The 14,951-nt window shown below is 39.6% G+C and carries 13 protein-coding genes; 3 read left to right on the top strand and 10 right to left on the bottom strand.

Annotated features, from left to right (window positions below):
• Positions 1-55: 55 nt before the first annotated feature.
• Positions 56-517, bottom strand: coding sequence for an Lrp/AsnC family transcriptional regulator (locus PSE83_RS09800; protein ID WP_004905429.1), 462 nt, complete (start codon positions 515-517; stop codon positions 56-58).
• A gap of 277 nt (positions 518-794) precedes the next feature.
• Between PSE83_RS09800 and queC the strand changes: the two genes are divergently transcribed.
• On the top strand, positions 795-1,484 hold the full coding sequence (gene queC / locus PSE83_RS09795) for a 7-cyano-7-deazaguanine synthase QueC (RefSeq protein ID WP_036958550.1): 690 nt from the start codon (positions 795-797) through the stop codon (positions 1,482-1,484).
• Between the two features lie 60 nt (positions 1,485-1,544).
• Here the strand turns inward: queC and PSE83_RS09790 are convergent, their stop codons facing one another.
• The 9 genes from PSE83_RS09790 to bolA form a co-directional block, all read right to left on the bottom strand.
• Positions 1,545-1,973, bottom strand: coding sequence for an acyl-CoA thioesterase (locus tag PSE83_RS09790; protein ID WP_036958551.1), 429 nt, complete (start codon positions 1,971-1,973; stop codon positions 1,545-1,547).
• Between the two features lie 176 nt (positions 1,974-2,149).
• A complete protein-coding gene (locus tag PSE83_RS09785) occupies positions 2,150-2,521 on the bottom strand; it encodes a ComEA family DNA-binding protein (protein WP_036958552.1) in 372 nt (123 codons plus the stop codon).
• Between the two features lie 144 nt (positions 2,522-2,665).
• The gene (ppiD, locus tag PSE83_RS09780) at positions 2,666-4,537 is read right to left on the bottom strand and encodes a peptidylprolyl isomerase (protein WP_136134841.1); all 1,872 of its coding nucleotides are present in this window, start codon (positions 4,535-4,537) and stop codon (positions 2,666-2,668) included.
• A gap of 175 nt (positions 4,538-4,712) precedes the next feature.
• The gene (hupB, locus tag PSE83_RS09775; RefSeq protein ID WP_004914513.1) at positions 4,713-4,988 is read right to left on the bottom strand and encodes a nucleoid-associated protein HU-beta; all 276 of its coding nucleotides are present in this window, start codon (positions 4,986-4,988) and stop codon (positions 4,713-4,715) included.
• A 226-nt stretch (positions 4,989-5,214) separates the two neighbouring features.
• Complete coding sequence (gene lon / locus PSE83_RS09770) at positions 5,215-7,653, bottom strand: endopeptidase La (protein WP_004905440.1); 2,439 nt, start codon at positions 7,651-7,653, stop codon at positions 5,215-5,217.
• A 206-nt stretch (positions 7,654-7,859) separates the two neighbouring features.
• Positions 7,860-9,137 (bottom strand): ATP-dependent protease ATP-binding subunit ClpX, encoded by a 1,278-nt coding sequence (gene clpX / locus PSE83_RS09765; RefSeq protein ID WP_094962144.1) that lies wholly within the window; start codon positions 9,135-9,137, stop codon positions 7,860-7,862.
• 114 nt (positions 9,138-9,251) lie between these two features.
• Complete coding sequence (gene clpP, locus PSE83_RS09760; protein ID WP_004905443.1) at positions 9,252-9,872, bottom strand: ATP-dependent Clp endopeptidase proteolytic subunit ClpP; 621 nt, start codon at positions 9,870-9,872, stop codon at positions 9,252-9,254.
• 538 nt (positions 9,873-10,410) lie between these two features.
• Positions 10,411-11,715 carry a trigger factor gene (tig, locus tag PSE83_RS09755; RefSeq protein ID WP_004905445.1) on the bottom strand — a complete coding sequence of 435 codons (1,305 nt, stop codon included), beginning with the start codon at positions 11,713-11,715 and terminating at the stop codon, positions 10,411-10,413.
• 352 nt (positions 11,716-12,067) lie between these two features.
• The gene (gene bolA, locus PSE83_RS09750) at positions 12,068-12,406 is read right to left on the bottom strand and encodes a transcriptional regulator BolA (protein ID WP_004905448.1); all 339 of its coding nucleotides are present in this window, start codon (positions 12,404-12,406) and stop codon (positions 12,068-12,070) included.
• 257 nt (positions 12,407-12,663) lie between these two features.
• Here bolA and PSE83_RS09745 point away from each other — a divergent pair, with 257 nt between their 5' ends.
• Complete coding sequence (locus PSE83_RS09745; protein WP_036958553.1) at positions 12,664-13,245, top strand: YajG family lipoprotein; 582 nt, start codon at positions 12,664-12,666, stop codon at positions 13,243-13,245.
• Positions 13,246-13,375: 130 nt separating this feature from the next.
• Entirely contained in the window at positions 13,376-14,878 is a 1,503-nt protein-coding gene (gene ampG / locus PSE83_RS09740; RefSeq protein WP_004905450.1) for a muropeptide MFS transporter AmpG, read from the top strand.
• The last annotated feature ends 73 nt before the right edge of the window (positions 14,879-14,951 follow it).

Genomic DNA, 14,951 nt, shown 5'->3' with positions numbered 1-14,951 from the left:
TTGATTTATTGATGCCTAAGAATGAGAGACCGTAATTATCTAAGCTATTACGAGGTTAGTCAGGGATAGGCAATACTGTCGTATATTTGATTTTTTCCATTGCAAAGCTTGAAGTTACATCTATTAGACCATGAACGCCATTGACTAGCTTTTTATAAAATAAGTCATATGATTTCATATCATGCACTTCGACTTGCATAAGATAATCATACTCACCAGCCATGCGATAAAACATCAGCACCTCAGGAAGTTGACTAACAAAAGAAACAAATTGCTCATACCACTCACTATTATGATGCTGTGTTTTAATTGTCACAATTACCGTTAAACCTAAACCTAGCTTCTCACCATCGAGTAAGGTCACTCGCCCTCGAATATAGCCTTCATCTTCAAGCCTTTTTAATCTTTTCCAGCACGGAGTAGATGTTAAATTAACAGCTTCAGCAAGGGTATTTAAGGATAGGCTACTGTCATTTTGCAATAAACAAAGCAGTTTTTTGTCTATTTTATCTAACATGAATGCTCTCTTGATCTAGGTGTAAGTACTTTTGTCGTTATTTTATTAGCTGCATAAACATATTATGCAAAATTGAATAATTAAAAAACAATAAAAATGTTACCAAACACCACGATTATAGAATATTTTTACACAAATAACCAAATTGACATATAAATAGTACCTCAATCAAACTCGCTTGATAAAAATAGAACTATTAATTGCATCCTAGTATCGCTAACATGTTTCGCTCTCTTCTTATTACATATTGAAAATGATATATCACCAAGGAGTACCTATGAAACGCGCAGTTGTGGTTTTTAGCGGGGGCCAAGACTCAACAACCTGTCTTATTCAAGCTTTGCAAAACTATGATGAAGTTCACTGTGTTACTTTTGATTACGGCCAGCGCCACCGTTTTGAAATCGAAGTCGCACAGAAATTAAGCGTATCTTTAGGTGCTGCAGCACATAAAGTGTTAGATGTCACATTACTCAATGAATTGGCAATCAGCAGCTTAACCCGAGACAACATACCAGTCCCTGATTTCGCTGAAAGTGAGTCAAGTGCGTTACCTAGTACTTTTGTTCCAGGGCGTAACATTTTATTCCTCACATTAGCTGCAATTTATGCTTACCAAGTACAGGCAGAAGCAGTGATAACGGGGGTTTGTGAAACCGACTTTTCAGGTTACCCGGACTGCCGAGATGAGTTTGTCAAAGCTCTCAACCATGCTGTAGACCTCGGTCTTGCCAAAAATATTCGCTTTGAAACCCCGTTAATGTGGCTGAATAAAGCCCAAACCTGGGCACTTGCCGACAGCTATGGTCACCTTGAAACGATCAGGCAGCAAACACTGACTTGTTATAATGGTATTCAAGGTGATGGTTGCGGTGAATGTGCTGCCTGCCATTTAAGGAGCAAGGGCTTAAATGAATATTTAAGTGATAAAGAAGCTATCATGCTCTCACTAAAGCAAAAGTTATAATTAATTAGTCAAACACATAGCCTGCCATTAGCTTATTCATAACGATTCAAGCTAGGTAGGCTAATTTTGAATAAAGTCTTCAGAACCTACTTTGAATGACTCTAGTTTCTCACGCAATTGTTCATCAATAACAATCGCTTTATTCTCTATGTTATCGATAAATACAAATGTCACATAAGCATCAGAAACTACCTCTTGAGCCCCTGCTTTATTGCGAATTATTTGTTGATAACAGACTGCGCTTTTAGTACCGATTTTATCCATTCGAGTCACTACTGTCAGCTCATCACCAAGCAAGACGCCTTGGATATAATTTACATTAATATTCACCGCAGCCATTGTTAAATTGTTTTTTATCGCCCAACTAATGAAATTACGCTTATTCATCCATTCCCAGCGGTCCGCTTCGTAGAATTCTAAGTAACGTGCATTATTAACATGTTGAAAAATATCTATATGATAACCATGAACTTTAATGTGTGTTGTCATAACTACTCCGACCAGTTTATTTTTTAATAACATAAAAATAACAAATGTACGGAAAATGTGCTGAATGATTATCAATAATAAGACTTAGCTCGCAAATTATTTATAAAAAGCTTAGTTTTCTGCTTAATTATTAACCTTTAATATATTACCCCCATACTCTGTATGGGGGATTTTAGTTACAAAGTTAACTTATCTTTATTCTTTTCTAAAAATGCAGGACCTATACCCTGAACTTCTAAAATATTTTCAATGGAATTAAAAGCACCATATTTTTGCCTATATTCAACGATTGCTTTCGCTTTTTGCCTACCTATACCAGTAAGTTTTTCTGCAAGTTCTTCTTCACCCGCTAAGTTGATATTCACTTTGTCAGACTGGCCATGGCTCGTTGATGGTGAGTTATTACTTACTTGTTTTTCTTGAATGACAGCCTCTGTGGCTTTTTCTCGCTCAATTTTCTTAGCCAAAGAAAAAGAAGAGAATGAGCATAATAAAGAAAGGAGCAGAACAATACCTAATCTGCATTTATTGACTGAATTCCATAACATATTTGTTCTCCTGTGTATGTTGAGACACAACGATGCCATAGAAAAATACGGAACACTTTTCAATAATACTGAAAATACGAAAGGCCACCCAAAGGTGGCCTTCTATTCATGAAGTTACAATTTTACTTGCGAAGCTGCTCGCAATTACTCAATATTCAGCACTTCAATTTTTGCATTCTCACGCAAATTAAGCATCAGAGCTTCATTGACCGCAGAACTCATAGCACCTTGGTATTCACGAGTCAGTTGCTTTAACTCATCATCCGTCGGTTGGCCTAGCGTAACTTTATCTAGTTGAATAAGCACATAGTTATCGGACTCATCACGCGCAAGTGCATAACTTGGTTTACCATCAGCAGGTTGCGGCATTTCCATCGTTGCATTAATAACCGCTGTTTGTGGCATTAAACGAGAAACAGTTTGAGTATCGGAAAATTTAACCCCCGCCGCATTTAGAGCTTCTGTTCCTTTACCCGCATTTAACTCAGCAAGAAGTTTATCACTCGTAGCTTTCAACTCTGCATCCGCTTTTTGGCGCTTAACCAGAGTTTCAATTTCGGACTTAACCTTATCAAAAGGTTCAACGCTTTCAGGTTTGTACTCTGTTACACGCACAACAAATGCACGGTCCCCTTCAACGTTAATAACATCTGAGTTGATCCCTTTAGAACCATTTTTATCCACTAAACGGTCGCTAAATACTTCACTGACCACTTTAGGGAAATTAAGTGCGGCAGGTGGATTTGTTCTATCAAACCAATCCGTTGTCACAGCTTTCAAACCAGATACAGATTCAACCGAAACTAATGATTCCATATCACTCGTGGCAGCCTCACTAACCTTCTGCTGTAAGTCATAGAATTGTTTAATGTTTTTATCTTGAAGTAAGCTAGTTTTAATACTTTCTTCAACTTGCTCAAACGGTTTAATAGATTCAGGTTTAATATCATCTAAGCGAAAGATAACATAACTATTTTGTGATTTAACAGGTGCCGAAAGTTGCCCTTTTTCTGTTAATTTTGCGTCCACAATTTCGCTTGGCGTTGATGCCGCTTCCATCCAACCAATCAAGCCTTTTTGCCCTGCACTGAATTTATCCGTTGATTTTTCAGTTGCCAGTGTTGCAAAGTCCGCACCTTGTTTTAATTCATTCAGAATATCATTTGCTTCTTTTTCTGAAGCTACCTGAATCATGCTGTACTGTTTTTGCTCTGCCTGAGTATAATTTTTCAGGTTTTGATCATAATACGCTTTTACTTCCTCAGCTGACACTGTCGCTGGCGGCATTGATGCTGCATCCATTTCAACATAGCTTACTTGTACTTTCTCAGGTGAGATAAAGCTATTTTGGTTGGCATCATAGTAGGCTTTTAATTCTTCTTCAGAAGCTGTTTGTTTTGCTTGAACCTCTGCTAAATCTAAGATTGCAGTACGAATTTCACGTTCTTGCATAAATAATTCAGCATATGCTTTAACTTCTGATGGTAAAGCGAAATCCGTTCCAGTAAAGGTTTTTCCTAACTGAGCTCGTGTAAGGTCTTGGCGAATTTGAGCCGCAAGGCTATCCGCGTTAATGTTGTTACGACTTAAGATCTCACGATATTTTTCGCTATCAAACCGGCCATCTGTCTGGAAAACAGGCATTGAGAAAATATATTGCTCAATTTGCTGGTCACTTGCTGAGAGCTGTAATTCATTAGCATACTGATTAATCAGTTCATTGTTAATCAAGTTATCAAGAGCTTGACGACGCAGTAAATTCATACTTTCTTCATTACTAGCGACTTCTGAGAATTTATCCCCTAGGTACTCTTGTAATGATTGGCGTTCTTGTTGAAAAGCCTGCTGTAGCTGTTCGCGGCTTATTGATTGCCCGTTAACTTCAGCTGCATTATTTGCACTGTTGCCACCGAGGCCCCCCATCATAACGCCACCCAACACGAATGAAAGGATAATCAGCGCCAGTATTATTTTGAGCAAAGGACTATTCGCCTTTGTGCGTAAATTTTCCATCATAAAAAGGCTTAACTCCGCTTTGTTGAATTCAATTTCCTGATAATACGCTAATCTTAACTCAGAAAGAAAAAAAAGCGCACCATTTCAATGGTGCGCTTATATATTAGCTGATTAAAGACATTCCGTCAGTTTGAGTTTTCGCAAAATTACGAGAAAGACAAACTTAAATACTTAATTAGCTATTTACAGCGTCTTTAAGACCCTTGCCTGGACGGAAAGCAGGAACTTTCGCCGCAGCGATTTTAATTTCTTTACCCGTTTGAGGGTTACGGCCTGTACGTGCTGCACGCTCACGAACAGAGAAAGTCCCAAAGCCAACTAGAGCAACATCATCCCCTTTACTCAGAGAACCTGTTACAGTAGCAACGAACGCGTCAACAACACGACCTGCTGCAGCTTTAGAAATATTCGCATCAGAAGCGATTTGATCAATCAGTTGAGCTTTATTCACTCTTATCATCCCCATATTAGTTGGACTATAAATCTCTTAATTAACTATAGCAGTTATTAGTATAGTTAATTAATGATGCAGCCGTTATATCAATCCTGATTACCAATGGCAAGAGAACAGATTGCATACAAACAATTATCAGAATCATCGTTAAATTAGCGATGAAAAAAAAGACTGACAAGCCCTAAATTAGCTGTCAGTCTTAATTTTATACAAACTTCTTGATTCAGCTCACTCTTTTAGCTTTCTTTTTAACTACTTCTGCCCCAAAAGGAGGGTTAACTAAAGCTAAAGAAAGAACTTCTTCAATTGTTTTCACCGGATGAATTTCGAGATCCGCGATCACATTTTGAGGAATTTCCTCTAAATCACGTTCGTTTTCTTTAGGGATTAATACGGTTTTAATCCCTCCGCGGTGTGCAGCCAATAATTTTTCTTTCAGGCCGCCTATCGGGAAAACTAAACCTCTTAAAGTAATTTCACCTGTCATTGCTACGTCAGCTCTAACTGGATTACCCGTTAAGCAAGAGACTAAAGCGGTTGACATCGCAATCCCCGCACTCGGGCCATCTTTTGGTGTAGCGCCTTCTGGTACGTGAACATGAATATCACGTTTTTCATAGAAATCACTATTTATACCCAGTTTTTCTGCTCGAGCTCTAACAACCGTTAATGCCGTTTGGATAGACTCCTGCATGACTTCACCTAAAGAACCGGTATAAGTTAGTTTGCCTTTGCCTGGCACACATGCAGTTTCAATAGTCAGTAAGTCACCACCAACTTCAGTCCAAGCAAGGCCTGTAACTTGCCCAACACGGTTTTCTGTGTCTGCTTGGCCATAATCAAAACGGCGAACACCCAGATAATCTTTCAGGTTATCAGCGTTGATTTCAATGTGCTTAAGCTTTTTGTCCATGAGCAGCGCTTTAACCGCTTTACGACACAATTTAGAGATTTCACGCTCTAAACCACGAACTCCAGCTTCACGAGTGTAATAACGAATAATGCTCATTAAAGCACTATCATCGATAGTTAACTCATTCTTTTTCAATGCGTTACGTTCAATCTGCTTAGACAGCAAATGTTTTTTCGCAATATTCAGTTTTTCATCTTCTGTATAGCCAGAAAGACGGATGACTTCCATACGATCTAACAATGGTGCTGGAATATTCATCGAGTTGGATGTTGCAACAAACATCACATCAGACAAATCGTAATCCACTTCCAAGTAGTGATCGTTAAAGGCAATATTTTGTTCTGGATCAAGCACCTCTAATAATGCAGAGGCTGGGTCACCACGCATATCAGATGACATTTTATCAATTTCATCCAATAAAAATAGTGGGTTTTTGACCCCTACTTTTGCCATCTTTTGAATCAGCTTACCTGGCATTGAACCGATATAGGTACGACGGTGACCGCGAATTTCAGCTTCATCACGCACCCCACCTAATGCCATACGAGTGTATTGACGGCCAGTAGCCTTAGCAATAGATTGCCCCAAAGAGGTTTTACCCACGCCCGGAGGCCCAACCAGACAAAGGATTGGCCCTTTAATTTTACTGACGCGGCTTTGCACTGCCAAATACTCTAAAATACGGTCTTTCACACGCTCTAAACCGTAGTGATCGGTATCTAACACTTCTTGAGCTTTAACTAAGTCTTTTTTGACTTTACTACGTTTATGCCATGGTACCTGCACCATCCAATCAATATAGCTACGGACAACAGTAGCTTCTGCTGACATTGGCGACATCATTTTCAGCTTCTGCAATTCTGCTTCTGCTTTCTCTTGTGCCTCTTTTGGCATTTTCGCTTCTTCGATTTTACGTTTTAGCGATTCATATTCGTCTGGCGCATCGTCCATTTCACCCAGCTCTTTCTGAATGGCTTTCATTTGCTCATTCAGATAATACTCACGCTGGCTTTTTTCCATCTGTTTTTTAACACGATTGCGGATGCGTTTTTCCACTTGCAGCAGCTCAGTTTCTGACTCCATCATGGCCATCAAAAACTCTACACGCTCTGCGATATTTGCCATTTCTAAAACGCGTTGTTTATCCGCTAATTTTAGTGGCATGTGAGAGGCAATGGTATCTGCCAGTTTGTCTAGCTGATCTTGTTCAATCGCATGTAACGCGGTTAATACTTCAGGTGGAATCTTTTTATTCAGTTTTATATAACTTTCGAACTGACTAACGATAGTGCGGTACAACACTTCGTTTTCTTTTTCATCAAGTGCGTCTGATGATTGAGAACCCGCTGTCGCTTCATCATACGCTGCGTGTTCAGATTCATTATTTTGCTCTGCAGCTAAATATTCTGCTTGCGCTAAGAAATATTCGCCATTATCTGTCAAACTGGTAATACGTGCGCGTCGTAGACCTTCAACGAGGACTTTAACGGTGCCATCAGGCAGTTTTAGCATCTGAATAACGGATGCGACTGTACCGACAGCAAATAAATCATTCACCCCTGGCTCATCAGTCGAGGCTTCTTTTTGCGCAACCAGCATTACCTGCTTGTCATGATCCATCGCTGCTTCCAGACTGTGAATGGATTTTTCACGTCCAACAAACAGTGGGATCACCATATGTGGGTATACCACTACATCACGCAGAGGCAATACTGGTATTTCAATGCGTTCGGAACGCTCAGGATTCATAAAGCTCTCTCTTCGTTTAGCTCACGCTAGTTTAAGGGTTTCTATCTCTTGTTTTAAAATTACTTTCTAGAACAAGGAAACCACACCTCAGAATATAAACTATATGGGGACAAGATTTTAGCATTCAATGGCTAGTTGAACATAAAAAACAAAATGAGGGAAACCCCTCATTTCGTTTGATTAACTATTGAACGTTTTATATGGGATTAGTTATCGCCAGAAGCTTGAGCATCAGGTTTGCTATATATCAATAGCGGTTCTGATTGTTCGTTAATGACGTTTTCATCAACGACAACTTTTTCAACATCACTCATTGAAGGAAGGTCATACATCGTATTTAACAATGCAGCTTCAACAATAGAGCGTAAACCACGAGCTCCGGTTTTACGTGCCATAGCTTTCTTAGCTATTGCTTTTAGTGCTTCTTCACGGAATTCGAGTTCAGTATTTTCAAGGCTAAATAAGGCTTGATATTGTTTAGTTAAAGCGTTTTTAGGCTCTTGCAGAATCTGAATTAATGCTTCTTCACTTAATTCAGTTAATGTTGCAACAACAGGTAAACGGCCAATAAATTCAGGAATTAAACCAAATTTAATTAAATCTTCTGGCTCTGCCTGAGTTAATAACTCACCTTCCGTTGCTTTATCTGATTCACCTTTCACTTCGGCAGCAAAACCGATACCTGAACGGGTATTTAAACGCTGGCCAATTACTTTGTCGAGCCCTGCAAATGCCCCACCACATATAAAGAGGATCTTTGAAGTATCAACCTGCAAGAACTCTTGCTGAGGGTGTTTACGTCCCCCTTGTGGCGGTACTGCTGCAACCGTTCCCTCGATTAGTTTCAGAAGGGCTTGTTGCACACCTTCACCAGAAACGTCACGGGTAATTGATGGGTTATCTGACTTACGTGAAATTTTATCAATTTCATCAATATATACGATACCACGTTGAGCTTTTTCAACATCGTAATCGCACTTTTGTAGTAATTTTTGAATAATATTTTCAACGTCTTCACCGACATAACCAGCTTCAGTTAATGTCGTTGCATCAGCCATTGTAAATGGTACATCCAAATAACGCGCTAAAGTTTCAGCTAAAAGCGTTTTACCACTACCGGTTGGGCCAATTAGCAAAATATTACTTTTGCCTAATTCAACGCCATCACTGGTTTTATCACCATTACGCAAGCGCTTGTAATGGTTATATACCGCAACCGCTAAGACTTTCTTCGCTTTTTCTTGGCCGATGACATAGTCGTCAAGATGCTGTCGGATTTCATGTGGCGTAGGCAGCTCACTACGCTCGCGATGCGGCGTAAGTTCTTTTATTTCTTCACGGATGATATCGAGACATAAATCTACGCATTCATCACAAATATAGACTGACGGACCGGCAATCAGCTTACGAACTTCATGCTGACTTTTTCCGCAGAAAGAGCAGTAAAGCAGTTTTCCTGTCCCCTCTTTGCGTTTATCTGTCATCAGTTGACCTCACTTTTATCCATATTGTTTTGTTTTCATTCAATTAAAAAACAAAACAACGATTTTCTTTAAAATAGTTTATGGTATGAACTAATTATACCAAAAGTTAACCCATTAACGGCTACTATAAATTTGGTCGACTAAACCATACTCTTTTGCTTCATTTGCAGATAAGAAGCGGTCACGCTCTGTGTCTCGAGTAATTTCTTCAATGGATTTACCAGTATGTAGAGCCATTAGCTCGTTCATTCGAGATTTCACTTTAAGAATTTCTTGAGCATGAATTTCGATATCTGACGCTTGACCTTGATAACCCCCTAATGGTTGGTGGATCATCACGCGTGAATTTGGTAAGCAGAAACGTTTACCTTTGGTACCCGCCGTCAATAAAAAAGCCCCCATGGAACAAGCTTGTCCCATACAAATAGTACTTACATCAGGCTTGATAAACTGCATCGTATCGTAAATTGACATTCCTGCGGTAATAACGCCACCCGGTGAATTAATATACAAATGAATATCTTTTTCAGGGTTTTCTGCTTCAAGGAATAACATCTGAGCGACGATTAAATTCGCCATATGGTCTTCCACTTGACCAGTCAGGAAGATAATACGTTCTTTTAATAGACGTGAGTAAATATCATACGAGCGCTCACCACGAGAAGTTTGCTCTATGACCATAGGCACAAGGGCCATTTGAGATGCTAATTGTTCCTGACTGCCAAAATGTGACATCGAAATCTCCTATTAAAAACGTTCCGGTGCTTGCGCCTAATTTGCTGTCTGCCTGCTATTTTGAGCAGAGATCATGCCACAAACAACGGTTTTAAAAAATTCCTGTGTCTGCAGGCTCTTTCAATTCTCTTATTTTCTAGTTTAGCTAATATTTAACCAAGCAACTGGCGAAATAAGAAGAAAATGCAGCTAAGTATGCTGCAGTAAACAAGACGCTCTGTAAAAGAGTTTAACACAAGTCTATTGGGTTACACGGAATTATACCATTAGAAAACCATACTTGATTTTCAAAAATGACGAAATAACTCGATTGGTTAATATCACTATTTCTACAATATTAAGCTATTCAAAATAGTTCAAATTGCAATTAAAGCCCCACTTAGACTACTTGAAGTATAGATAATATAATTAGGGTTTAAATGTGTTTTTCAAGGGTATCCTAATTAAATTCGCTAAAGTGATAATTTAAAGGCTTTAATTGACAAAAAACCCGTAGTATTACACCACGGGTTTCATTATTTTGTACAGCAAGAAAGAATTAACCTGCTTGAACTTGGTTCATCAGTTCAGTGAAGTTAGTTTCTTTTTCTGTCACTTTAGCAACAGCCAATACAGTTTCAACAGCTTGTTCTTCTAAAGCTAAGTTACGAACGCTATTCATCAGCTCTTCATTTTTGCTGTAGTATTCGATAACTTCAGCTGGATCTTCATACGCAGAAGCCATTTCCTCGATCAGCGCTTTAACGCGATCTTCGTCAGCTTTCAGTTCGTTTTTGTTGATCACTTCGCCTAACAGCAGACCGATCACTACGCGACGTTTTGCTTGTTCTTCAAACAGTTCACGAGGTAATTCCATCGCTTGTTTTTCGTCGCCACCAAAACGCTGTGCCGCTTGACGACGCAGAACATCAATTTCACCATCAACAACTGCTGCTGGAACTTCGATGTCGTTAGCTTTGATTAAGCCATCAAGAACTTGTGCTTTAACACGGTTACGCACGGCATTTTTCAGCTCACGCTCCATGTTTTTACGTACTTCTGCACGCAGACCATCTAAAGAACCATCAGCGATACCAAAACGCTTGATGAATTCTTCAGTGAATTCAGGCAGTTCACGTTGTTCTACTTTCTTCAGAACAATAGCAAATTTCGCCGCTTTACCTTTCAGGTTTTCAGCATGGTAGTCTTCTGGGAAGTTAACTTCGATATCGAATTCTTCACCCGCTTTATGACCAACAACACCTTCTTCGAAGCCTGGGATCATACGACCTTCGCCCATAACGAGTGCGAAGTCTTCTGCTTTTCCGCCTTCGAATTCTTCACCATCGATAGAACCGGTAAAGTTGATAGTGATGCGAGAGTCAGCTTCTGCTGCCGCTTCAACTTCTTTCCACTGCGCTTGTTGCTTACGCAGAGTTTCTAACATGTTTTCCAGATCTTCATCTTTTACAGATACAGCTGGTTTTTCAACTTCAATCGTTTCTAAACCTGTTAATTCGATTTCTGGGTAAACTTCGAATTCAACTGAATAAACAAAATCTTTACCGTCTTCGAGTTGCTCAGGTTTGTAGCTAGGCGCACCCGCTGGATTGATTTTTTGTTCAATAATTGCGTTGATGAAGTTACGTTGCATTACATCGCCCAGAACGTCTTGCATAACAGACGCGCCGTAACGCTGTTTAACGATGTTCATTGGTACTTTCCCTTTACGGAAACCATCAACACGTACTTTTTTAGCAACACTAACTAATTCGCTATTAACTGCTTTTTCAATATCAGTGGCAGGAACGGTGATTGTTACACGACGCCCAAGGCCTTGAGTCGTTTCAACAGAAACTTGCATCTTCTTACCTCAAAATAAATCTTAGTGATCGGTCTACTCCAGAGTTATGCCATTAAATCATAACGGCTGTCTCCCTTCCAGAACCGGGGGCGTTACTTTCGTAACGGTCAATCCCTGATATCAGAAGCGTCCCGAAACCTTACTGAAAATTAGACGCAGCATTATACCGATGCATGCGCCCTGAGTCGAGAAAAGCTGAGAAAAGAAGCGTTTTTTCCTCATTATTTGTGACTTTTCTGACTAAATTTTTTGTTTTTTCGCCTAATTTGAAGAAAAAACATTCACCAAGCTCATCATCGAGCATGGCTTATTAAGTACAGCATAGTCTCAGTGTATTAACTGAAACGAAAAATTACCGATTAACACCGCCGACACCACGACAAGCAGGTGATTTTAACGCAGTGTCAGCAAGCTCATTCCACTCTTGTTGCGTATATGTATGCAAAGCAAGGGCATGGATCCCTCCCGATAATTCGCTGGCTAAAATAGCATAAATTTCGCGGTGGCGGGCAAGCATTCGTTTATTTTCAAATTTATCACTCACTAAAATAACTTTGAAATGGCTTTCAGAGCCCGGTAACACATTGTGTTGGTGGCTTTCATTAATTACCTCCAAATGTGTAGGTTCGAAAGCAGCTTGTAATTTTTGGCTCACAAGAGATTGCATACTTTGAGCTGCATTAGCGACCATAAAATGCTCCTTAATTAAAAATTATGCTCAGAGGCAATTATCTTTTATTGTACGTGTTGATTATTGCTATCTTCTTATTATAGAAATATCCGATAATAACTTGCCAATGTTATGATAGCGGCACATTGATGCGAATTTTTTCAAAAATTGTTGTCTAATAGTTCAGGATAAATAAGCCGCTAAGCTTTATATTGAACGACGGCTACCCGCACCATAACGAAACATTTTCAATTAGGAAAGATGAACTGGAAAAAATTATGTTAAGAAAACTGTGTTTTCCACTTTTAGGGTTATTTCTTCTTGCGGGCTGTGCAACCAGCAGCAATACATTATCACTTGAGCCTAAGATAGCTTTACCTGCAAAAAACCCCACACTGAATGCAACTTCAATCAGTGTTAGCAGTGTAGACAATCGTACGAATAAATCCTTAGCGGAAGTCAACCGCAATGGCAGTTTAGTCGTACTGAACCCTTCACGCGATCCTCGTTATCTGATGCAAGAAGCCGTCGAAAAACAAATGGCTGCACGTGGCTTTATGGTGACATCACCGGCAAATGTGAATCTAGTCGTTCAATTGAATAAACTCGATACCAAAGTCAGTGAAGGCAGCTTGCGCCATAATATTACCGTAAACTCCAGTGTGAGTATTATTGCAACAGCCCCAAATGGTTCGACAAAAACACGTTCATTTACCCGCAATTTTAATACACAAGAGTTATTAGCAGCCAATAATGACAAGATTGCAACAGCTATCAATAGCGCACTCACTGATTTAATTGCAGATATGGCAACAGACCAAGAAATCACCGATTTTATCAGACAAAATTCACGCTATTAACTGAGCAATCATTATCATTAAGTATTAAGCTACCTAAGCTCTCACTGATTGAGCTTGGGTAGCATAGCGCAGCCAATACCTCTGCAGCGCAATGTATTGCAGCAATATCACACTGGCTTAGAGGGAAATAATGCCTCGTTTTACTCTACCAAATAACATCACTTTAATCCTTTTAGGCTTTGTTTCTGGTCTACCTTTAGCTTTAACTGCAGGTACATTACAAGCTTGGCTAACTGTTGAAAATGTCGATATTAAAACTATTGGTTTCTTTTCATTAGTCGGACAGGCTTATGTGTTGAAATTTCTTTGGTCCCCAATGATGGACCGCTATACTCCGCCCTTTCTTGGTCGTCGAAGAGGATGGCTATTAACCACGCAAATTCTGTTGATTATCAGCATTGCCGCTATGGGCTTTATGAACCCCTCAGAGCATTTGTGGTACCTTGCTGCGCTAGCGGTTACTGTTGCATTTTGTTCAGCCTCACAAGACATTGTTTTTGATGCCTATAAAACTGATTTACTGAGTGCGGAAGAACGCGGAATTGGTGCTGCAACCTCAGTTATGGGTTACCGGATCAGCATGTTAGTTTCAGGCGGCCTTGCTCTTTGGTTAGCGGATAAGTTTTTAACGTGGAAACAACTATATTTAGTCATGGCAGGGCTGATGATTATCGGCGTTATCGCAACATTACTCGCGAAAGAACCCGAAGAAAGCTGCGCTGCACCAACATCACTAAAAAAAGCAATATACGAACCACTCGCTGAATTCTTTAGCCGAAACAATGCTTGGCTAATCTTACTACTGTTAGTTTTTTACAAGCTCGGTGATGCCTTTGTCATGGCGCTTAATACCAACTTTCTATTAAATGCTCTTGGTTTTAGTTTAAGCGAAGTGGGTACCGTCAATAAAACTGTTGGTATGGCTGCAACTATTGTTGGAGCGTTACTTGGTGGTTATCTCATGAAAAATATGAGCTTATTTAAAGCTCTATTTATTTTTGGGCTTCTACAAGGCGGCTCTAATATAGGCTATTGGTTCTTAGCGATAACACCGCCCCATATCTTAACCATGGGGTCGATTATCTTTCTAGAAAATATCTTCTCTGGTATGGGAACCGCCGCTTTTGTCGCCCTATTAATGACACTATGTAATAAGTCGCTATCCGCAACGCAGTTTGCACTTCTTTCTGCTCTTTCCGCCGTTGGTCGTGTTTATATTGGCCCAGTCGCAAGTATTTTTGTCAGTAATTATGGCTGGCCACTGTTCTACCTTATTTCGATCGCAGTTGCAGTCCCTGGTGTTTTGCTTTTATTAGCTTGTCGGACATCCTTAATCTACACACAAACAACAGGGTTGTTTCAACGGCGTCAGCTGTATGCGAAAGGGTATCGCATTGCCGTTTATGCTCTTATTACTGCCGTTAGCTTCCTTGCTATTTGGCTACTTTCATTACTTATATTTTCATTTAGTGATATGAAAGTTTATCTGTTTACGACACACATTGAATTTTGGCTGAGTTTACCCCACTACCAAAACCTTATTTTTAATACTGGTATTAGCATTGGTGCTATCAGCTTAGTTATTGGTGGTAGTTTAGATTTCCTCGCCGTTCGCAAAACAGTACAGCAATAACCCTCCCAATACTCTTTCTCATTCTTTTCATAATTCCCTAAGCAAAGCTTATTTGTTTAGGGAATCTGATCTT

This window comes from Providencia sp. PROV150 (assembly GCF_028481025.1).
Taxonomy (GTDB): domain Bacteria; phylum Pseudomonadota; class Gammaproteobacteria; order Enterobacterales; family Enterobacteriaceae; genus Providencia; species Providencia hangzhouensis.
The sequence above is the reverse complement of the archived record's forward strand: the minus strand, read 5'-3'. Positions and strand labels throughout refer to the sequence as shown.